At 44.2% G+C, this 21,471-nt stretch carries 22 protein-coding genes; 10 read left to right on the top strand and 12 right to left on the bottom strand.

Translation table 11 applies throughout. The annotated features are described in order from the left end of the window. Positions 1-143 precede the first annotated feature (143 nt). The 3 genes from JOD03_RS05440 to pta form a co-directional block, all read right to left on the bottom strand. A complete protein-coding gene (locus JOD03_RS05440; protein ID WP_204589825.1) occupies positions 144-392 on the bottom strand; it encodes a YuzB family protein in 249 nt (82 codons plus the stop codon). Between the two features lie 246 nt (positions 393-638). Then, positions 639-1,469, bottom strand: a complete 831-nt coding sequence (lipL, locus tag JOD03_RS05445) for an octanoyl-[GcvH]:protein N-octanoyltransferase (protein WP_204589826.1) — start codon at positions 1,467-1,469, stop codon at positions 639-641. Between the two features lie 28 nt (positions 1,470-1,497). Next, positions 1,498-2,445 (bottom strand): phosphate acetyltransferase, encoded by a 948-nt coding sequence (gene pta / locus JOD03_RS05450; RefSeq protein WP_204589827.1) that lies wholly within the window; start codon positions 2,443-2,445, stop codon positions 1,498-1,500. 142 nt (positions 2,446-2,587) lie between these two features. Here pta and hemQ point away from each other — a divergent pair, with 142 nt between their 5' ends. Then, positions 2,588-3,337, top strand: coding sequence for a hydrogen peroxide-dependent heme synthase (hemQ, locus tag JOD03_RS05455; protein WP_204589828.1), 750 nt, complete (start codon positions 2,588-2,590; stop codon positions 3,335-3,337). Between the two features lie 214 nt (positions 3,338-3,551). Here the strand turns inward: hemQ and JOD03_RS05460 are convergent, their stop codons facing one another. Genes JOD03_RS05460 through JOD03_RS05475 form a run of 4 tightly spaced genes read right to left on the bottom strand, consistent with a single transcriptional unit; the run spans position 3,552 to position 5,679 of the window. After that, complete coding sequence (locus JOD03_RS05460; RefSeq protein WP_204589829.1) at positions 3,552-3,932, bottom strand: DUF423 domain-containing protein; 381 nt, start codon at positions 3,930-3,932, stop codon at positions 3,552-3,554. Positions 3,933-3,951: 19 nt separating this feature from the next. Continuing rightward, entirely contained in the window at positions 3,952-4,236 is a 285-nt protein-coding gene (locus tag JOD03_RS05465; protein WP_204589830.1) for a YwdI family protein, read from the bottom strand. Between the two features lie 38 nt (positions 4,237-4,274). Continuing rightward, entirely contained in the window at positions 4,275-4,922 is a 648-nt protein-coding gene (locus JOD03_RS05470; RefSeq protein ID WP_204589831.1) for a uracil-DNA glycosylase, read from the bottom strand. Positions 4,923-4,929: 7 nt separating this feature from the next. Next, the gene (locus JOD03_RS05475) at positions 4,930-5,679 is read right to left on the bottom strand and encodes a DUF4230 domain-containing protein (RefSeq protein ID WP_204589832.1); all 750 of its coding nucleotides are present in this window, start codon (positions 5,677-5,679) and stop codon (positions 4,930-4,932) included. Positions 5,680-5,775: 96 nt separating this feature from the next. Here JOD03_RS05475 and JOD03_RS05480 point away from each other — a divergent pair, with 96 nt between their 5' ends. The 5 genes from JOD03_RS05480 to JOD03_RS05500 all read left to right on the top strand — a co-directional run bounded on the left by JOD03_RS05480 (position 5,776) and on the right by JOD03_RS05500 (position 9,737). Then, a complete protein-coding gene (locus JOD03_RS05480) occupies positions 5,776-6,036 on the top strand; it encodes a hypothetical protein (protein WP_204589833.1) in 261 nt (86 codons plus the stop codon). Positions 6,037-6,124: 88 nt separating this feature from the next. After that, the gene (gene thiD, locus JOD03_RS05485; RefSeq protein ID WP_204589834.1) at positions 6,125-6,958 is read left to right on the top strand and encodes a bifunctional hydroxymethylpyrimidine kinase/phosphomethylpyrimidine kinase; all 834 of its coding nucleotides are present in this window, start codon (positions 6,125-6,127) and stop codon (positions 6,956-6,958) included. 50 nt (positions 6,959-7,008) lie between these two features. Continuing rightward, positions 7,009-7,359 (top strand): YojF family protein, encoded by a 351-nt coding sequence (locus tag JOD03_RS05490; RefSeq protein WP_204589835.1) that lies wholly within the window; start codon positions 7,009-7,011, stop codon positions 7,357-7,359. A gap of 12 nt (positions 7,360-7,371) precedes the next feature. Further along, positions 7,372-8,061: a bacillithiol biosynthesis deacetylase BshB2 gene (gene bshB2, locus JOD03_RS05495; RefSeq protein ID WP_204589836.1), complete on the top strand. Its 690-nt coding sequence runs from the start codon at positions 7,372-7,374 to the stop codon at positions 8,059-8,061. Between the two features lie 329 nt (positions 8,062-8,390). Continuing rightward, positions 8,391-9,737, top strand: a complete 1,347-nt coding sequence (locus JOD03_RS05500; RefSeq protein ID WP_204589837.1) for a YjiH family protein — start codon at positions 8,391-8,393, stop codon at positions 9,735-9,737. A 44-nt stretch (positions 9,738-9,781) separates the two neighbouring features. On the opposite strand, the gene JOD03_RS05505 is transcribed toward JOD03_RS05500, so the two are convergent. The 3 genes from JOD03_RS05505 to JOD03_RS05515 all read right to left on the bottom strand — a co-directional run bounded on the left by JOD03_RS05505 (position 9,782) and on the right by JOD03_RS05515 (position 13,539). Continuing rightward, positions 9,782-10,735 (bottom strand): L-threonine 3-dehydrogenase, encoded by a 954-nt coding sequence (locus tag JOD03_RS05505; RefSeq protein ID WP_204589838.1) that lies wholly within the window; start codon positions 10,733-10,735, stop codon positions 9,782-9,784. A gap of 923 nt (positions 10,736-11,658) precedes the next feature. After that, complete coding sequence (locus tag JOD03_RS05510; protein WP_204589839.1) at positions 11,659-12,849, bottom strand: glycine C-acetyltransferase; 1,191 nt, start codon at positions 12,847-12,849, stop codon at positions 11,659-11,661. Positions 12,850-12,888: 39 nt separating this feature from the next. After that, the gene (locus tag JOD03_RS05515; protein ID WP_204589840.1) at positions 12,889-13,539 is read right to left on the bottom strand and encodes a DUF6198 family protein; all 651 of its coding nucleotides are present in this window, start codon (positions 13,537-13,539) and stop codon (positions 12,889-12,891) included. Between the two features lie 97 nt (positions 13,540-13,636). Between JOD03_RS05515 and JOD03_RS05520 the strand changes: the two genes are divergently transcribed. Next, the gene (locus tag JOD03_RS05520) at positions 13,637-15,817 is read left to right on the top strand and encodes a DNA topoisomerase III (protein WP_204589841.1); all 2,181 of its coding nucleotides are present in this window, start codon (positions 13,637-13,639) and stop codon (positions 15,815-15,817) included. Positions 15,818-15,870: 53 nt separating this feature from the next. Here the strand turns inward: JOD03_RS05520 and JOD03_RS05525 are convergent, their stop codons facing one another. Next, the gene (locus JOD03_RS05525; protein ID WP_239584847.1) at positions 15,871-17,703 is read right to left on the bottom strand and encodes a cation:proton antiporter; all 1,833 of its coding nucleotides are present in this window, start codon (positions 17,701-17,703) and stop codon (positions 15,871-15,873) included. A 629-nt stretch (positions 17,704-18,332) separates the two neighbouring features. Between JOD03_RS05525 and JOD03_RS05530 the strand changes: the two genes are divergently transcribed. From JOD03_RS05530 to JOD03_RS05540, 3 genes are all read left to right on the top strand, one after another. Then, on the top strand, positions 18,333-18,515 hold the full coding sequence (locus JOD03_RS05530; RefSeq protein ID WP_204589842.1) for an SE1832 family protein: 183 nt from the start codon (positions 18,333-18,335) through the stop codon (positions 18,513-18,515). Between the two features lie 66 nt (positions 18,516-18,581). Next, positions 18,582-20,159 (top strand): ribosomal protection-like ABC-F family protein, encoded by a 1,578-nt coding sequence (abc-f, locus tag JOD03_RS05535; protein WP_204589843.1) that lies wholly within the window; start codon positions 18,582-18,584, stop codon positions 20,157-20,159. 430 nt (positions 20,160-20,589) lie between these two features. Beyond that, the gene (locus JOD03_RS05540; protein WP_204589844.1) at positions 20,590-20,775 is read left to right on the top strand and encodes a hypothetical protein; all 186 of its coding nucleotides are present in this window, start codon (positions 20,590-20,592) and stop codon (positions 20,773-20,775) included. On the opposite strand, the gene JOD03_RS05545 is transcribed toward JOD03_RS05540, so the two are convergent. After that, positions 20,732-21,274, bottom strand: a complete 543-nt coding sequence (locus JOD03_RS05545) for an RNA polymerase sigma factor (protein ID WP_204589845.1) — start codon at positions 21,272-21,274, stop codon at positions 20,732-20,734. The two genes, JOD03_RS05540 and JOD03_RS05545, sit on opposite strands and share 44 nt — an antisense overlap. Positions 21,275-21,471: the final 197 nt, after the last annotated feature.

The following is a 21,471-nucleotide window of genomic DNA, read 5'->3' on the forward strand; positions in this document are numbered from 1 at the left end:
TATAAGGAAGTTGTCGGTTGAAAAAAAGGGTCTTCCGAACTGCTCTTCTATACCCTTCTTCTTCGTGAACAAGTCCTTTATTTCCTTTAAATCCTCTAAATTGCTCAGAATAAAAAAAGTCTGACTCAACTTCCGTCAGACTGTTACGCGTTTGGTAGCATCCCTTGGGATTCTAGCTTCGCAATTACTTTTTCCATCAATTCCTCTTCAGATAGCGCCGCAACTGGGCGGTTGTTGACGAATGTAAATGTCTTTTTACGTCCAGGCCCACAGTAGGACTGGCATTCTTTCACTTCTATTTCAGCCTCAGGATCGAGAGCTTTCAGTTTCGGAAGCAGTGTCTTGAGATGGACGGCGTCACACTCATTGCAAACCCGAAAATGGTTTGCCATAATCTCCACACCCTTTTGTGTAATGTCGAACTCGTTGTCATTGTAGCGCAGGAAATTGTTTTCTAGCAAGCGAAATTTATGTGAATAAAAGTCTTAGAATCTGCCTATGCTAGATTTTAGAACACAAGAGAAAAGAGAGAAAATTACTTCCCAGGGAAGATTTCAAATACAAGTTAACTTCTTATTATAGGAAACTCTCTGGGAAGCTCCAGAGACCTAAAAAGGACAGCCGCGGCTGCCCTTTTTCTAGTTCTTGGTTAACATTTTCTGGTTTCGTTCGACGACACGAGTCAAATAGGATGTGTACAATTCCATCTCTTCTTGCGCAAGTGACTGGATACGCACGTCGCCAGCCAAGGCTTGAATGACCTGGTAGCTGCGGACGACCAGGTCTTGCACGGTGAATGGCTGTCCCGTTAATTCAACGAGGGACGCCATCACTTCTGGTTTGATTTCAGGGTACGTGAATTTAGTCGGTTCACCTTGCAGTGCCAAGTCGTAAAATTCACGAACGAGTTCTGCACGCGCGCTTCCGCTTCCCTCCACACATAAATAAATCTGAACGGCAATGCCTTGACGAATGCGGCGTTGCGAGAGGCCTGCAAACTTCTTGCCACCGATACTTAAATCGTAATCGCCCGGGCAATAGGACCCGACAATCTCATACGCTTCAATCTGGTCTTCTACTTCTGGCAACATCAATTTCACAAAGTCGACCATCGCTTCGTAGCCTGCTGGAATATCAATGGGTTCTCCTTGCTCTGAAAATACTAGAGAGAGATTCAACACACCATCATCTAGGACAACTGCGAGGCCGCCTGAGTTCCGAACGATCGGTGAAAACCCTTGTGTCCGGAGATAGTCCATTCCGTCTTCTAAATAGGGCAACCGGTGATCTTGAATACCGAGCACGACTGTTTGACGATGCACCCACGTGCGAAGTGTTGGGGGTGAAATAGTTTGACCGACTGCATGGCAAAGCGTATCGTCGGCCGCGAACGATTCTAATGCAGAACGTGATTGTGCACTTAGGGATTCATCCCAAAATCGCCACAACGGGCGTTGTAATAATTTCATGAGACAACTTCTTTCTAGTCCATCCGTGCTACTGCAAACTTTGTGCAGCAGTCAAATAACTTAATTTGTAAACATCATCTGCAGAACACCCGCGTGACAAATCGTTCACCGGCTGATTTAACCCTTGCAAAATTGGCCCGATTGCTTCAAACCCGCCTAAGCGCTCTGCAATTTTGTAGCCGATATTCCCAGCTTCGAGTGTCGGAAACACGAAAACATTCGCTTGTCCTGCAACTTCTGAACCTGGTGCTTTCTTCGCAGCGATGGACGGGACGAGACTTGCATCAAACTGCAGCTCTCCGTCGATCGACAACGCTGGATCTTTTTCCTTCGCAAGTTCTAGCGCACGCGAAACTTTTTCTGTTTCTTCTGATACAGCGGAACCTTTCGTAGAAAACGACAGCAATGCCACTTTCGGGTCGATACCGAATGCAGAAGCAGTCTTGGCGCTTTCTACAGCGATTTCTGCTAAATCCTCACTCGTTGGTGCAATCGTGATCGCGCAGTCGGCAAATACGTAACGCGTGTCGCCTTTTGCCATGATGAACGCGCCACTTGTTTTTTGGATGCCTGGCTTTGTTTTAATAATCTGGAGTGCTGGACGAACAGTATCCGCTGTTGTGTGGGCAGCGCCACTGACTAATCCGTTCGCTTTCCCCGTATACACGAGCAGTGTTCCGAAGTAGTTCACTTGTTTCAATAATTCACGTGCTTGTTCTGGCGTAGTCTTTCCCTTACGGCGCAATACGAATGCTTCTACAAGCTCTTCTATATAGGCATAGGTTTCTGGGTTGATTACCTCAATTCCTCGCTCAGACAATTCCGGAACATTGCCGATAACGACCGGCTTGATAATACCTTCTTCATGTAGACGAATCGCTGCTTCTTGTATACGAGAGTCTGTCCCTTCAGGTAAGACGATGGTTTGTTGTTTCGATTTTAGCGTTTCTTTGATTTGATCGATGAAATGTGTCATCCGGTCTCCTCCTTCGTTCTTCTATTGCAAGAATACATGATTTAGTCACAGTTTGTCATGCCTTGTCAACGCTACAATAGAAAGGCGGGCAAGACATATGGTAAACTGGGAATGTTGAAAAGGACTAAAGGAGTGTTTAAATATGAACGAAGCAGCAATTACATTAGATGGTTGGTACGTACTGCATGACTTCCGCACGATGGACTGGTCTTCTTGGAAACAGTTATCGGCAGAAGAGCGCCAAGCCGCAACAGAAGAGTTTTTAGCATTTTTAGATGAGATGCAACAAGTCGATGATGCAAAAGAAGGGGCTCACGCATTTTACACGGTGGTCGGTCAAAAAGCAGACTTCATGTTGATGACATTGCGCCCGACAATGGACGAATTGAATGCGATTGAAAACCGCTTCAACAAGCTGACGATTGCAGAATTCACAGTTCCTGCGTATTCGTACGTATCAGTAGTCGAGCTTTCAAATTACTTGGCTGGGGAATCGAATGAAGATCCTTACCAGAATCCACACGTTCGCGCGCGTCTTTATCCTGAACTTCCACGCTCACAATATGTTTGTTTCTATCCAATGGATAAGCGCCGTGAAGGAGAAGACAACTGGTACATGCTTTCAATGGATGACCGCAAAGCTATGATGCGCAGCCATGGTATGATTGGCCGCGGCTATGCTGGGAAAGTAAAACAGATCATCTCAGGCTCTATCGGTTTCGACGATTTCGAGTGGGGCGTTACATTGTTCGCGGATGATGTGCTTCAGTTTAAGAAGCTTGTTTACGAAATGCGTTTTGATGAAGTGAGCGCACGTTATGGCGAGTTCGGCTCGTTCTTCGTAGGAACTTACCTAGACAGCGACAAGCGTAAAGAGTTTTTTCAAATTTAATTAGATATACTAAAAGGGAGCTTCTCATATTAATTGAGGAACTCCCTATCTTTATATTCCATGACGTGTAGGGGAAGCGTTCCGCGGGCGCGGGCTGAGCCAAGGTCTCAGCTTCCGCTTTTAATCCCGCTGGAGTCACCCCTACACTTTTTAAATAATGTTGATCCAACTACTTTTCGCTTTTAAATTTATTACTACCCAACTTCTCTGCGTTTTATAAAGCTGATTTGACAACGGCTACGATCAGTAGCACCCACCCTACTAGAAAAGCCACTCCACCAATCGGAGTAATTGCCCCTAAAATCCCTACTCCACTCAAAGCAAGTACGAATAAACTTCCAGAGAAAATAACAATTCCAAGTAAAATCGCATAGCCGGCACCAGTTAAAGCACCACTAGCTCCAAGTAAATTTGGATGCATCAAAATCCCAATCGCAATGAGTGCGATTGCATGAAACATTTGATACTGTACTGCTGTCTCCCAGATTGCTAAATAGCGTTCGGATAGACGCTCCTCTAACGCATGTGCGCCAAATGCTCCTAATGTCACTGCTAAAAAACCGTTAATAGCTCCTGCGATTAAAAACAACTTCACAATTTATTCCTTCTTTCTATTAAAAATCAAATAACGAATCTCCATTAGCATCGTCTTCTTCAAAGCGTTTGCCTGTCAGTGGAACTGACGGTGAAGCTTGTTGAACAGGTGGTGCTGATTGAGGCATACCTATTGATTGACTTTGAGTTGGCGTTTGTACAGGAACAGAACCTGTTGCAAGCCCAATATCACAAAGCGCACGAATCGCCGCGAAACATTCTCTTCGTTCGGCATCTGTTGTAGCCACTTGAAGACGTTGTGTATATGTTTGAATTTGTGTTGCTACTTGTTGATAACTGATCATGTCGTTTGACTCCTTTTCCCCGTTCCATGCTAGCGTAGTCAGCGGCAAAAATCAATTGGTGACTTGCCCCAAGCTTCCAGTTGCTGATTGATCTGCGAGTAAGGTTTGCTTCCAAAAAATCCTCGAGAAGCACTCAATGGGCTTGGGTGAACAGACTCTAAAATTACATGTTTCTCGGTATCGATCAGGGCCTTTTTCGTTTGGGCCGGTCTTCCCCACAATACGAAAATGACAGGTTCTTCTTTGTCAGAAACAGCGCGAATGACGGCGTCTGTGAAGTTTTCCCAGCCCCATCCTTTATGAGAATGCGCATTGCCTTGCTCAACTGTGAGTACCGTATTTAAGAGTAGAACACCTTGAGCGGCCCAACTGGACAGGTCTCCCGTTGAACGTTTGCATCCAAGGTCTGCTTCCAACTCTTTGTACATATTGCGAAGAGATGGTGGAAGTGGTGTTCCGGGCTGTACTGAAAAACTGAGTCCATGTGCTTGCCCAGGTCCGTGATACGGGTCTTGTCCTAAAATCACCACACGAACGTCTTCAAAAGCTGTGTATTTGAGTGCGTTCAATACGTCGTCCCATGCCGGATAAATCGTTTTCGTTTTATACTCTTCTTCCAATCGTTCTTTCAATAGAATGAAATACGGGGCTTCCCACTCATCGGCCAATGCTTCTTTCCACTTCATGCAACCCTCACTCCTCGAATTCGATTGTAACGTCGTATCCAACAAGTTGGAACATCTCGCTTAGTGTCTGCTCTGCATTTGTACGTGCTAGTTCCAGCAATCCTTGTTGACTCGCTTCCTCTATCATTAATACCCTCGCTTCTGCTGCCAAATCATACGCTTCAGAAATATCAGGCTGATCACGGAACAATCCTTCATAGGAATAGATATCTACTTCCTCAAAAAGAATTGTAGGTTCTCCAATGACTTCCGGTGCAGCGATTCGCAAAGTTGCTGTTTTGGCTTCCTCATCAATTTCAATGTCATCAGCAGATACATTCGAAAGATCAACCCCAGCCGTTACTTTTCCTGGAATAACGACGAGCACCTGACGCAGTGTTCCGGGAAGGTTAATCCCGATATCTTGGCCGAACAACTGATTATCTTCTCGTTCAATAAAAACTTTAGTAACAGATTCTGCCGTGACCAACTGCTCTAAATTCGAAAGGCGCTCAACAATCGCTCCTTTTTGCTCCGTGAACGTACTTCCACTAAATAAACTTGAAAAATACATAGGAACTACAATAGCAAGCGTGATAAGCGCAGCCAGAATAAGTGCAGGTAGTAATATAAACTTTTTAGGAATAAACTTTACAGCTTTCCATGGCAAGCGGAAGGTTCTAGTTGGAGCAGATGGTTCCGCATAAGTGGCTGCTTCTTCTCTCTTCATATCTTGTAATAGTTTCTCAAGTTCTTGTATGCGCTTCTGTTTCGACACAACGTTCCCTCTTTCGACAGTTTCTTAAACTGTACCAGAAAAATTCCACTAGTAGCAATTGGAAGCCCGTGATAGGATGACTTCAGAGGTGAAATTATGTCAGATTTACGATTTCGAGAAAAACTACGTGAAATTGAAAAAGCCGCGACGACAGAGGACCATGTTCCCGAGAAAGCTAAACAACTGGGACTTCGTCTAACAGCCATCTTTGCAAGCCTTGTCATTCTCGCGATTTTTGTGCTGGCCATTCTTTCAATGATCGGAAAAAGTTACGGTACCGCCGCTTTTCTTTTTATAGCGGGTAGTGGTCTAGCTGTAATTGCGTGGAATGTGGCAAGGGCCCCTAAGCTTCCTTGATGGAAATCTAGCGAGTATCTGCTACAATAAACATAGAATTCAGAGCGGAATGATGCTATCTTCCGCCGTGGAAAATGGGGGAACTACAATGTCAATCAAGAAAACTCTTACAATTGCAGGTTCAGATACATCTGGAGGCGCAGGTATCCAAGCCGATTTGAAAGCCTTCCAAGAGCATGGAACGTACGGTATGACAGCGTTGACAGTAGTCGTTACAATGGATCCAGACAATGGCTGGAGTCACGGGGTTTATTCCCTTCCAACAGACGTCTTAAAGTCTCAAATCAAAACAGCTCTTTCAACAGGCGTGGATGCGATCAAGACAGGAATGTTAAGCACAGAAGAAATCATTGAAATTGCAGGAAATGCGATTCAACAAGCTGGCGTAGACAACGTTGTCATTGACCCAGTAATGGTATGTAAAGGCGAAGACGAAGTTCTGAATCCAGGAACTGTTGGGGCAATGATTGAATACTTACTGCCTCACGCAAAAGTTGTCACACCGAATCTTTTCGAAGCAGGACAACTTTCAGGGCTTGACGCTTTAAAAACAATTGAAGATATGAAAGCTGCTGCAAAGAAAATTCACGAGCTTGGCGCGAAAAACGTCATCATTAAAGGCGGCAAACAGTTGCAGCACGAAAAAGCTGTGGACCTGTTCTTCAACGGAGAGACGTTCACGTTATTAGAGACAGAAAAAACACCTACTACTTACAATCACGGAGCAGGCTGTACATTTGCAGCATCTATCACAGCCAACCTAGCAAACGGCATGTCTGTAGAAGACGCTGTGTTTGAAGCGAAAGAATTCGTTTCTGCTGCAATCAAAAACGGTTGGAAATTAAATGAATACGTCGGGCCAGTCCTACACGGAGCTAAAGGCATTCACGGCGCACCAGAAGTCACAACTACAGAAGTTTAATAGCCTGCACTATGCAGGCTTTTTCTAACGCACGCGAAGGAGGTCTATCTATGGAAACTGTTCAACTCGAAACTTTACAACACCACCTCGACCGCTTCGCCGGCGAGGACGTTTACATTCATTTAGAAACGACGAATGGCGCATATGCCAACCACTTTAATCAAGAAGTATTTAATGCAGGCGCATTCATCCGCAATGTTCAGTTACGGTATGAACTTGCAAAAGTCGTGGGCGACTCCCCCCACCGTGTCGGTCTAAAATTGCCGAATGGCTGGGTATATGCACAAGGCATCACGCACTTTGAAGTGGATGAACACGACCGCCTATTGATGGCCGGTCATGACTATAGCGGCAAATTAGCGGTCGCTCTTCAGATCAGCCGCACACCGTTTGCTTATTAAGGAGGAATTGACATGACTTTACCGCATGAAGAAGCTGTTCTCGTCATCTTTCCTCATCCGGATGACGAAGCATTTGGTGTCTCTGGCACCATTTCAACGTATATAAAACAAGGTATTCCTGTTACATACGCTTGCCTAACGCTCGGTGAGATGGGACGTAACTTAGGAAATCCACCGTTTGCGACACGTGAATCACTTCCACAGATTCGCAAAAAGGAATTGCAAGCCTCTGCAGATGCAATGGGACTCAAAGATTTGCGCATGATGGGGTTGCGTGACAAGACGATTGAGTTCGAAGACGACAACAAGATGGTTACGCTCGTGCAAGATTTGATCGAGGATGTGAAACCCTCTCTGATCATCACGTTTTACCCAGATTACTCTGTCCATCCAGATCATGAAGCGACGGCTCGCGCTGTATCGCGTGCGGTTTATCGTCTTCCGAAAGAAGCACGACCTAAACTGTATGCTGTGGCGTTCTCGAATGATACAAAGGATGATTTGGGAGAGCCTCATGTGATTCATGACATCACAGAAGCCCGCGACAACAAAATGGGTGCGATGCGTGCACATATTTCTCAGACAGCTTGGATGCTTGAAGAAATGGAAAAACGCCTTGCTGAAGGTGAACCGGAAGCGGAAAACTGGCTCCACTTTGAACGTTTTTATGTATACGATGTGGAAACGAGCAAGTATCAATAAACCAACTCGATGCCTGGTGAAAACTAGGCATCTTTTTAATTTTTCTGAATAAATTTCACGATAATTTATTTTACGATAATTTATTCATGATTATCGAATATTCATACGCTAATATGCATTTTACTTCCTTAAAGTACGCATATAAATTGAATAGATTGAATAAACAAAATAGTTCAATTTTACTATCTAAAACTAAAATTACAGTCTTTTCACCTTGAAATCATGCGATTTTCACAGACTTTTACAATATCTTACATAGACATTTGAAAGCGCTTTTCGTATGATAAGTGCACGGTTTCGCCGAAGCTTTTACATAAAGGAGACTACGTATGAAAAAGAAATTTTCTCTTTCCACATGGTTGCTGTTTTTAATCCCTTCCATCGTGGGTATTGTTTTATTCATGGTTCCACTTCCAGATGGCGATACAATGCGCGTACCGATCGCTTCATTCGCCAACGTTCTTTCTGGTTGGCTAGCTCCTGTTATTCAGTGGATTGCGTTAGCCACAGTGGCAATCGCAGCGATTGGTTCGTTACTGTTTGTCGCTCGTCCGAAAGATGATTCGTTTGCGTCTGGTCTTTTTAAAGTCACACCGTTTTGGTTAGTCGTTCGTCTTATTGCACTAGTGTATGCTGTGATGATCATTTTCCAAATCGGACCGGAAGCTGTTTGGAATGAGTATACAGGTGGCTTACTTTTAGAACCAACTGAAGGTTTGGTTTCTTTCCTATTCACCATCTTCTTATTTGCCGGATTACTTCTTCCATTGCTTTTAAACTTTGGTTTACTCGAGTTCTTCGGTGCCATGCTTGTAAAAGTGATGCGTCCTTTATTTGGACTTCCAGGCCGTTCAGCAGTCGATGCGGTCACGTCTTGGGTCGGAGATGGAACAATCGGCGTTCTTCTGACTTCACGTCAGTATGAAGAAGGCTACTATACGAAAAAAGAAGCAGCCATTATCGGAACTACCTTCTCTGTCGTATCCATCACGTTTAGTATTGTTGTTATCGAAGAAATTGGTCTTGGTGCATACTTTTTACCATTCTACGGAACAGTTATTTTAAGTGGAATTATTCTTGCACTCGTTATGCCACGTATTTATCCACTTCGCAGCAAGTTGGAAACGTATGTGGATGATACACCACTTGATTTGTCACGTGAAGAATTGCCTGAACACCATTCCGTTGTATCGTATGGTTTAGAAAACGCTTTGAAAAAAGCTGATGCGAATCGCTCAGTTTCAAAATTCTTTAAAGATGGATTAAAGACTGTTGCCGATATGTATATCGGTGTTGCACCCGTCGTACTTGCTTTTGGTACAACAGCTCTTATGCTTGCAGAATTCACATCGATCTTCACAATCCTAGGAAAACCGTTTGAACCGTTATTGATGATTGCAGGTCTGCCTGAAGCTTCAGAAGCAGCCGCGACAATCGTTGTCGGGTTTGCGGATATGTTCTTACCTGCAATTCTTGGGTCAGGAATTGAATCAGAAATGACACGTTTCTTCATTGCAACGATGTCGGTTACACAATTGATTTATATGTCTGAGGTCGGTGGACTTCTTCTAGGTTCGAAGATTCCAGTCAACTTCAAAGACTTACTTGTCATTTTCCTACTACGTACATTGATTGCATTCCCAATCATCGCGGTAGTAGCGCATCTTCTGTTTTAATAGATAATAAAAATGAGGCCCTCTCGTGGGGACCTCATTTTTTATTACACTAATTGTTGTTTCGCACGTAATTGTTTGAGCATGTCGCGCGTCATCGCATCTAGGTCGAACTGTGCCTTAAAGCCCCATTCATCACGAGCAGCCGTTGCATCGATTGAATCTGGCCAGCTGTTTGCAATCGCTTGGCGAATCGGATCCACTTCATAATTTAATGTAAAGCCAGGAAGCTCTTTGCGAATTGAAGCAGCAAGCATTTCCGGATCAAAACTCATCGCTGTAACGTTGAAAGCGTTGCGGTGAATCAATTTCGTCGGGTCTGCCTCCATCAAGTCAACGATTGCTTGAAGTGCATCTGGCATATACATCATGTCCATGAAGGTGCCTTTGTCGATATACGACGTGTACGTTCCTTCTTCCAACGCTTTGTAATAAATATCAACCGCATAGTCCGTCGTTCCTCCACCTGGTAGTGTTTCGTACGAAATCAAACCTGGGAAGCGAACGCCGCGTGTGTCAACACCGAACTTTTGGAAGTAGTAATCACAAAGTAGTTCTCCTGAAACTTTGTTCACACCATACATTGTCGTCGGGCGCTGTAATGTGTCTTGTGGAGTATTCACTTTTGGAGTCGATGGACCAAATGCGCCAATCGAACTCGGTGTGAAGAACTGCATGTTTTCTTCGCGTGCAACTTCTAGTGCATTGACTAAACCACCCATATTGATGTTCCAAGCAAGTAATGGGTTTGCTTCAGCTGTTGCTGAAAGAAGTGCTGCCATATGCATCATTGTGTCCGCACCGAACTCTTTTGCAATGCGGTGCATCTCTTCTGCATTTGTTACATCCAAGATTTCAAATGGCCCTTCTTCAACGATCGGGCTGTCGATGCGACGGATATCTGTTGCTAGAACGTTTTCGGTTCCGTATTCTTTGCGAAGCTTGGTGATCAGCTCTGAACCGATTTGGCCAAGAGCCCCGGTAATCATGATTTTTTTCATGGCGATTCGCTCCTTATTTACAGTTGTATTTTTGGAAAGTACATTATAGTAGTATAGAACATTGATTTTATAATGTTTTTACAACTAGTATTATAGTATGTTCTTTGGGGAGGTACAATACTTAGATGTGGAGAAAGCCACTCTAGAAACTCCGAGGAAATCTTTAGATGTGGAGCCGACTGGTCAGAAATTGTGCGAAATGACAGCGTGGACTGTGAAGCGCTCTTTGCTTCATAGACCGCGATGGCATTTTGCGGGATTTCTAGGAGGCGCAACTCGATTCCATGTAGATGTGGAGAACGCTGCTCTAGAAAAGTTGAGTTCCGTTGTGGGGCTGCTTTCCGAGGGCGCTGCGTGAGCTTCCTCGTCGCATGCTCCTGCGGGATCTCACGGCAGACTGGAATCCCACTGGAGTCAGCCCCTCCACTACACTAAACTTTAGTTTCGATAAGTGCGATGATGCGTCTTCAAAATCTAGATGTCCAGCAGCAAATCACAAAGATTGCACACGGTCAGGAACTCACTACCTTCTCTTGTCGATTGTAAGAGTCATAAGATCTTACTAGTAAGGCCCTTAGGAAATCAGGTCTGAGTTTTGTGTTAGTTTCCATAATATGACTTCGGTAGAAGAAATCACGTTTAGTGTAGAAGAAAAATCAGTTTCAGTAGAAGAAATCCTGATTAGTGCAGAATAAATTACGTATTCATCCGATGAACGTTCGTTCAGTTTGAAACCGACCAGCTTTCTTAAAGGTGACATTCCCCTTGTGGGAAACCCACCCAGGAAATGACGTTCTGGGTGGAGGGATTTACTGGTACGAGATGGTAAATGGTGACTGGCACCAAATGGGAGTAGTTTCCAAAATAAAAACCCCCGCGCCTGAGAGATACATCTCTCCAAGCGCAGGGCTTCAAATACGTATTTAGTTAATGACACCGAGCTCTTTTCCGACTTTTTCATAAATCGCTAAAGCATCATCGAGCATTTCTTTTGTGTGGGCCGCAGTTGGCATGTTGCGAACACGCCCTGTCCCCTTTGGAACTGTTGGGAAGACGATTGATTTTGCGTAGACGCCTTCTTCCGCTAAACGTTTTGAGAACTGCTGAGTCAGCTTCTCGTCTCCGATGATTGTCGGTGTGATTGGTGTTTCTGAATGACCGATATCGAATCCAAGCTTCTCAAGACCTGCTTTAAAGTAGTTTCCGTTGTCCCAAAGTTTGTCGTGTAGTTCTGTTGAGTCGATCAGCATCTGGATAGCTGCTGTGATCGCGGCTACATCCCCTGGTGGAAGAGCTGTCGAAAACAAGAATGGACGTGAACGAACTTTCAACCAGTCAATCAATTGTTTTGAACCGGCTACGTAGCCACCCACAACACCAATTGCTTTTGATAGTGTTCCGATTTGGAAGTCGATCTCTTTTTCTAGACCGAAGTGCTTCACAGTTCCTTTTCCTTTACCCATGACGCCTGATCCGTGCGCGTCATCTACATACGTGATCAAGTCGAATTCGCGTGCGATTTCTACGATTTCTGGAAGCTTCGCTAGGTCGCCGTCCATAGAGAACACGCCATCTGTGATGACCATGATTTTGTTGTAAAGACCGGATTCTTTCGCTTCTTTCGCTTTCGCTCGAAGATCGTCCATATCGTTATGTTTGTAAGCAATGATTTTTGCGCGCGACAAGCGGCATCCGTCAATGATCGATGCATGGTTCAATTGATCCGATAAAATCGCATCATTTTTATCCATCACACCTGAGATAGCTGCCATGTTGCAGTTGAAACCAGATTGGTACGAGATCGCTGCTTCTGTTCCTTTGAACTCCGCAAGCTTCTCCTCTAGTTTCACGTGAAGGTCTAGCGTTCCATTGATTGTACGAACAGCCCCTGCACCTACTCCGTATTTATCTGTTGCTTCTTTTGCGATGCGTTTTAATTCATCATTTGTTGCAAGTCCTAAATAGTTATTTGAAGAAAGGTTGATGAGGTCTTTGCCACCGATTTTAATAATCGGACCATTTGGACCCTCTACTGGATCGATTTCGTTGTAGAGGCCTTGCTCTTTTAACTCATTTAGATTTTTCTCTAAAAATGTATCGAGTGATTTTGACATAGTTTTCTTCCTTTCCTAGCTGTAGTCAGTAGTAGTGTATCATTTAATGACCGGTTTTGCCTTTACCTTCACATCGAAAGGTTCTCCAGACAGCTTCTCAATCAATTTTTCAACCGCGGGCAATGTATAATGAACCAACTGTCCAAGACCAAATGCAATCAGTAAGGTCCCGACTCCCACAGGACCACCGAGTAGCCATCCCAGCAACACAACGCCCATCTCCATTGACGTTCGCACCGTCTTCACCTTCGCACCCGTCTTCGCGACAAGCATCATCATAATGGAATCACGCGGGCCTGCACCCACTCGAGCAGCGACGTATGTACCTGCACCAATTCCCATCACGATGACCCCTAAAACGAACACGATTGATTGAACCACAACCGATTCCGGATCGGGAAGCAACCAGTTGTAAATATCGATGAATGCACCAATCAACAAAATATTCAACCAGGTTCCAAGGAGCGGGATGCGCCTTTCAATGACAAATACGACCAAAATCAACAAGAAGCCTACAAGAATCGACCAAGTCCCAATCGTCAATCCAAACAATTGAAACAACGCGACGTGCAACACGTCCCATGGTCCGATCCCTAAGTAGTTCCCTTTAATCGTCAGTGTTATTCCTAGCGCCATTAACAAGAGCCCGATTAAATACACGCTCCAGCGCACGACGTAATTCTTTTTCACATTAAACCCTTCTTTCTCATACACTCCTTTAAGTATACGACATGAGGTCAAGCCCTTGATATGGTAAGATAGGGACACATGAAGGAGAGATTAGTGTATGAAAAAAGTAGTTCTAGCAGAAAAACCATCTGTTGCCCGTGACATCGCGCGTGTCCTGAAATGCACGAAAAAAGGAAACGGCTTTTTAGAAGGCGACAACTATATTGTGACTTGGGCACTCGGCCACTTAGTGACACTTGCTGACCCTGAAACGTATGACAACAAGTACAAGACTTGGAATTTAGAAGATTTGCCGATGATGCCTGAAAAATTGAAACTAACAGTCATTCGCCAATCAAGTAAGCAATTCCACGCGGTAAAAGCACAACTCGAACGAAAAGATGTGAACGGCTGGATTATCGGAACAGATGCCGGTCGCGAAGGCGAACTAGTCGCTCGTTGGATCTTCGCAAAAGTGAAAGCAAAAAAACCGATTCAACGTCTTTGGATTTCGTCTGTTACGGATAAAGCAATCAAAGACGGGTTTGCCAAACTGCAGCCTGGTCAAAAGTATGAAAATCTGTACCATGCAGCGGTTGCTCGTTCAGAAGCAGACTGGTATGTCGGACTGAATGCAACACGTGCACTCACGACGCGCTTCAACGCGCAGCTCTCTGCGGGTCGCGTCCAAACCCCGACCGTTGCTATCATTGCAGCACGTGAAGAGGAAATTAAAAAGTTCACACCACAAACGTATTATGGTGTGCAGGCAATGACGAAAGAAGGCTTGACCCTCACGTGGCGTGATGCCAAATCTGGGGCAAGTCGCTCGTTTGATGCTACCAAAATCAAGCAACTCGTGGAAGCTGTCGAATCGAAAGAAGCGGTCATCATGTCACTCGATGTGAAAAAGAAAAAAACATACTCTCCTGCTCTTTATGATCTAACGGAATTGCAACGTGATGCGAACAAACGCTACGGATTCTCTGCAAAAGAAACACTTAGTACGATGCAGAAATTGTATGAACAGCACAAAGTACTGACGTATCCGCGTACCGATTCACGTTTCCTATCGAGTGATATCGTCCCGACACTTGCTGAACGCTTGAAAGCTTGTGCGGTGAGCGATTACCGAACAGTTGCCAATAAGATTTTGACGAAACCTATCAAAGCTTCTAGTTCATTCGTGAACGATGCAAAAGTGTCGGATCACCATGCCATTATTCCAACAGAGGAAACTGTGAACTTGAGTGCGATGAATGACAAAGAACGAAAAATTTATGACCTTGTTGTGAAACGCTTCTTAGCTGTCCTTCTTCCTGCGCATGAATTTGAGCAGTTAACAGTTGTCACAAAAGTTGGCTCAGAAGAATTTTTCGCAAAAGGGAAAACTGTTCTTCAAGAAGGCTGGCATGAAGTGAAAAACTTACAAGAGGATGACGACGAGGAAATTGCAGAACAGCGTTTGCCAAAGCTTGAAAAAGGACAGAAGCTTGCGATTGATTATGTGCGTCAGACTTCCGGTCAAACGAAGCCACCTGCTCGTTTTACTGAAGCTACACTACTGAGTGCGATGGAAAACCCGTCTGGCTATCTTGAAGATTCCAATAAACAGTTAGCAGACACGTTAAAGAAAACGGGTGGACTGGGCACAGTTGCAACACGCGCTGATATTATCGAGAAACTCTTTAACTCGTTCTTGATTGAAAAGCGTGGTAAAGATCTTCATGTCACATCTAAAGGCAAGCAACTACTTGACCTCGTCCCTGCTGACTTGCGCTCTCCTGAAATGACAGCTGAGTGGGAAACACAGTTAGAAGCAATTGCCACTGGAAAAAAGAAAAAAGATGTATTCATCACAGAGATGAAACAGTATACAGAAAAAATTGTACAAGAAATCAAGTCAAGCGATGCGAAATTCAAGCATGATAACATCTCATCTAAGACATGCCCAGATTGCGGCAAGCCGATGCTTGAAGTGAACGGTAAAAAAGGCAAGATGCTCGTGTGCCAGGACCGCGAATGCGGACACCGCAAAAATGTCTCTCGTGTCACGAACGCACGTTGCCCACAATGTAAGAAAAAACTTGAGCTACGTGGCGAAGGCGATGGTCAGATCTTCGTCTGTAAGTGCGGACACCGTGAGAAGTTATCCGCATTTGAAGCGCGCCGGAAGCAACAAGGCACTGGAAAAGCAGACAAGCGCAGTGTGCAGAAGTTTATGAAGCAGCAACAACAAGATGAGCCTGTTAACAACACGTTAGCGGAAGCGTTGAAAGGGTTAAAGTTTGATAAATAAGTAAAACGAGGCCGAGCGACTTTCATCGCTCGGCCTCGTTTTTTTCGTTTATTTTATGTCATTTCTGATCGAGCCTGCTCCACTTTTCTAGTTGCCTTTTCCATCTCTTTCACAGGTGGTGTCAATGAAACGACTGTATCCCCTGTCTTAAGTGATAGCTTTCGTTTCGGCGCCCAGAACTGAATCGTCCCATCTGCTCGTTTCACATAAAGAATCAAACTCTCTTCCGGTCTTGTAGCAACGTAATCTTCTTCTGTAAACTTCTCCGTAATCATCGTTTTTCGGATTACATGACCTGTTGCTATACGTCGAGCAAGCGTATAGATGTCCGCCCCTTCATCAAACAATACAATTCCACCAATCGAAGGATGATAGTCCTCTTTATCTGCACGATACGGGGCTGTCTGGAACAACATCTCACGCCCGATGTCCGGCACAAAGTTTGAAGTAATGAGCGCGTTATAGGCATCCGTTTCTGTTGCTGCAATCATTACAGGATACGGGGTAAAGTCCAATGAATACTCTGTTTGCTCTGACAAGATATCTCCTCTATAAGTTGGAACCCCAAGCTTTCTAGCAAAACGTAAATGCTCCCATGAACTATCTGCAATCAACGTTTCCACACCATCATTTTTCAAAGACTCTCCTAGTTTAGCGGTAAACTCATTTCCGCCGACAATCAACACGCCTGGTCGATCAGAAGCTGCTAAATTTAGTTTCTTCGCTAACCATCCTATTGAAAACCCGTGAAAAACAACAGTTGAAAAGACAAGTGCAAATGTGAGGGCTGTCAAAATGTCCGCATCTTGATAACCATTTTCCGTCAATACACCTGCAAAATAACCCGACACCGTAAGCGCCACAATTCCACGAGGCGCAATCCATCCGATAAGCGTCTTCTCTTTCCAATCTAGCTCCGTGCCAATTGTTGAGATCCAGATAGATAAAGGTCGAACAATAAAGAGCATCGCTACAACAAACAAAATGATGCCCCAGTCAAAAATTGCAAGCAAAGTTTCACGTTGCAAAGAAGCTGTTAACATGACAAAAATCGTAGAAATCAATAACACGGAGATGTTTTCTTTGAAATGCCGAATGTCATTGATCGAAGCGATATGCATATTCGCCATCATAATTCCCATTGCAGTAACTGCGAGAAGGCCGGTTTCATGCATCACACTATCTGAAGCGACAAACACCAGCAATACGACGGCAAACAGCATCGGTGCTTTCAAAAATTCGGGTATCATCCCTCGTTCGATCATCTTCCCTTGTCCCCATCCTGCACCGATTCCAAGAAGGGTTGCAAAAATAGACGCCCCAAAGAACAGCAAGAAGGCTTCTAACGTGATGGTCCCGCCTGCAAATTTAATAAATTCATACGCAAATACTGCAAGTAATGCGCCAAACGGATCAACAACAATTCCTTCCCACTTCAAAATTGCTGCCGGTCTGGATTTCAATTTTGCTTGTCTGAGTAAAGGGAGAATCACGGTCGGTCCTGTCACAATAAATAATCCACCAATTATGAATGCAACTTCTAATGACAGACCAGCCAGGAAATGAGCAGCAAGCGAACCAGCGATCCATGCAATAAATGCGCCGAGTGTAACAACTCGAGTCAATGGTTTGCTAAACGTTCGTACTTCTCGAAAATCTAGATTCAAACTACCTTCAAATAAAATAATTGCGACTGCGAGAGAAATCAACGGATTGAAGATTTCACCAAGACTTGCTTGAGGATTGATTAACCCTAATACAGGCCCGACCAGTAATCCCGCTATCGACATAACTACTATTGCCGGCATGCGAAAACGCCAAGCGATCCACTGCGAGAATATCCCCAAAAAGATAATGACCATTAAAACAACTAATAAGGAATCCATGACTCCCACTCTCCTTTCGCATACATTTTCATTTCTGTCATAGAGTGCAGTATAGATGATAAAGGAGGATGATTGCTATAAAAATCGCCTATATTCTTGACCCAACAACTGAAATGACTCTTTACGCGCAAAAGCGCGCTACCCAAATCCAATCAAAGTGGCCGGACTCCGTGAAAATCTTCAGCAAACGGGCTGATCAGGTTCTTCCTGTACTCTTTTCACAACGCAACCTGAACTCTATAACCTCCTGGCTGACTTCCAACCCACATTAACAATTCGAGATACGGGTAAGTCCATTCCAGACGATATCCGTTTTATGCATCAACTAGGATGCCGCGTAGCAGTAATCGACGATATGGGGGATGGTGCAAGCTATGTCGACTATCAATTACAAACACTGTATACCGAAGAAATAGATTATCAACCAGATGACTTCCCAAAAGGATTACGCGCATTTATTCCTCTGGCTTTACCCGAAGTCGCAGCGTTTGAAAACGCAACATGGACGGATGCGACGTCTCATCTATTTTCCAAGAACTCCAAGCACTTGCAGAACTTCGAGAATTCACATCATAACTCTGTTTGTGTTAGACTAAAGGGTAGATTGTCACGCAAAGGAAGTAATGATCATGACAAAACACGAACTAGAGCAACAACTCGCTGAACTGAAAATGGATTATGTACGCTTGCAAGGTGATATGGAGAAGCTTGAATCGACAGGTCATCCAGCTATGCTTGAAAAAGCAGAAGCACGCTTAGCGGCGATAGAAGTCCACTTACAGGAATTAAACGAAGCGCTCGCTAAGTTCTAATTAGTGAGCGTTTTTTCGTATAGCCACTTTTCATGGAAACTATATTTTAAGGATTGAGGAACAATCATGAGTTTATTAACAGTAGATAATTTAGGACATTCCTTCGGAGATCGCACTCTTTTCAAAGACGTATCCTTCCGATTAGTAGAAGGGGAACACGTCGGACTAGTCGGTGCAAACGGCGTCGGTAAATCAACGATGATGTCCATCATCACAGGTGAACTAGTGCACGATACAGGTCGCGTGGAATGGCTTCCGGGCACACATTATGGCTACTTGGATCAGCATACACGCCTGCAACCCGGTCGCTCGATGATGGATACATTGCGAGATGCTTACCTTCCACTTTATGAAAAAGAAGCAAAAATGAACGATATCGGCATGAAGATGGCGGAAGCTTCCCCAGAAGAACTCGAGCAACTGCTTGATGAGATGGCTGAAATTCAAGATGCCTTGGATGCTGGAGATTTTTATACACTTGATATGAAAATTGAAGAAGTCGCACGCGGTCTTGGTCTCGATGCCATTGGTTTAGAAAAACCCGTAAACGCACTTTCTGGTGGACAACGTACAAAGGTCTTATTGGCAAAATTGCTTTTAGAAAAACCGAAAGTGCTGTTACTTGATGAGCCCACAAACTATTTGGACGAAGAGCATATCAACTGGCTAGCAAACTATTTAAAGAATTACCCACATGCCTTCATGTTGATTTCGCATGACACAGAATTTATGAACACTGTCACAGATGTCATTTTCCACTTAGAATTCTCGAAGCTGACGCGCTACACAGCGACGTATGAAAAATTCATTGAGCTTGCGGAGCTGCATAAACGTCAACATATCGACGCATACGAGAAACAACAAGATTTCATCAAGAAACAAGAGCAGTTCATCGCAAAAAATAAAGCACGTTACTCGACAACAGGCCGTGCAAAATCTCGTCAGAAACAATTAGACCGCATGGAGCGCATTGATCGTCCCGAAACTGCACAAGATGCTCAGTTCAGCTTTAAAGAAGCACGTGGATCAAGTCGTTTTGTCATAGAAGCTGACCATTTGGTTATCGGGTATGACAAACCCCTTCTCCCACCTCTTACATTTACAATTGAACGCGGAGAAAAAATCGCACTTGTCGGGATGAATGGTGTCGGAAAATCAACGTTGTTAAAAACGATGCTCGGTAAAATTCCTTCGCTTGATGGAAAAGTAAGTCGCGGGGACTTTTTGATTCCTGCTTACTTTGAACAAGAAGTGAAAGCTGGCAACGTCACACCAATCGATGATGTTTGGGGAACTTTCCCGAGTATGGATCAAAACCAGGTCCGCGCTGCACTTGCTCGCACTGGTCTGAAAAACGATCACATCTCTCGCCCTCTCTCAAGTTTAAGTGGTGGCGAACAGGCAAAAGTCCGTCTATGTAAGTTAATGCTTGATGAGAGTAACTGGATGTTGTTTGATGAGCCGACCAATCACTTGGACGTGCAAGCAAAAGCAGAACTGAAGCGCGCTATGCAAGAATACAAAGGCACAATCGTCCTTGTTTCTCACGAGCCTGATTTTTATGAAGGTCTTGTGACGAAAGTATGGAATGTAGAAGAATGGTTCTCGACAGGCGAAGAGTTTGTGGAAGAGCGTTCTGAATAAGCAAAGAGGCTGGGTCATAAGTACAAAACTTAGCCTGATTAGCTGATTAAGAAATAGAAAAACCGCGTAAAATCAAGGTTCTTGAAACTTGATTTTACGCGGTTTATTCATTTTAATGAGTTCTGTCCCATCCTCTTTTGATTGTTTCTTAGGTACCTGTCCCAAACACTATTCTGATATTCATGACTATTCATCAATAATACACTTGGAATCCGCATTCCTGCGTTGTATTGTCAATAAATATAAATTGTGTTGGAATTGTTTGGGTACCAGGTACTTTTTGGGAACTGTTTCCATAACGAAGAGTGGCGTTCTACACATCTAATGGAATCGAGTTCCGAACGCCAGAAACACGCTCCGGAATCAGCCGCACCCGCAAAGGCTGAAGAACGCCTTCACGGGCACGTCTGATTTCCTCGGAGTTTCTTGAGTGGCGTTCTCCACATCTAAAGTAATCGAGTTGCGCCTCCTAGAAATCCCGCAAGAAGCCATCGCAATCTATGAAGCAAAATACGCTTCACAGCTCACGCTGGCTTCTCGCACAATTTCTGAACAGTCGGCTCCACATCTAATTACGCAAGCAACATTTCCACCGATTCCGCGTCATTTAAGATAAGCTCACGTAATCGCTGCTTCGCACGGAACAAACGAGACTTCACTGTACCAATCGAAACTTTCATCATTTCCGCGATTTCAACAAGGGATAATTGTTTTACATAGAAATAAAAGACCGTTTTGCTGTAGATTGAGTCAAGTTCCCCAAGCTTCTTCTGGATCAGTTCACTCACATCTGCTTGCGCTAGCTGATCTTCAATCGGAAGCGTGTCTGCTGCAATCAGGTCAAGAATCGAGACATCCAATTGGTCCGGTTGAATTACAACATGCTTGCTACGACGAACATCTTTGCGGTATTTGTCACGGAATGTGTTCATAGTAATTGTTGTTAACCAAGCTTTTACATGGTCCACGTTCTCAAGATATGATTCGTAACGTACAACTTTCATCCAAACATCTTGCATCAAATCTTCAGCTTCCGCCTGGTTTTTTGTAAGTTTTAAGCATAAGTAGTAAATTGAGCGATTGTATTGTTCATAAACGGTTTCAATCTTTGTCATGATCGTTCCCCTCCGGTTCGTTTCTTCGTACCCTTATCTTCTCAAACTCCTACCTTACGAACCATCGACTGTTCTTTCATTTCAATTACATCTATGTAATCTAATCATAACCACCAGTAGAACTGGTGGTTTGCTCTGCGCCTATAAGGCGCTTTTACTGGCCATGTCTGAAAGACATACTGAACGGGTGGACCAGC

Origin of the sequence: Chryseomicrobium aureum (assembly GCF_016909155.1) — a bacterium.
Taxonomy (GTDB): Bacteria; Bacillota; Bacilli; order Bacillales_A; family Planococcaceae; genus Chryseomicrobium; species Chryseomicrobium aureum.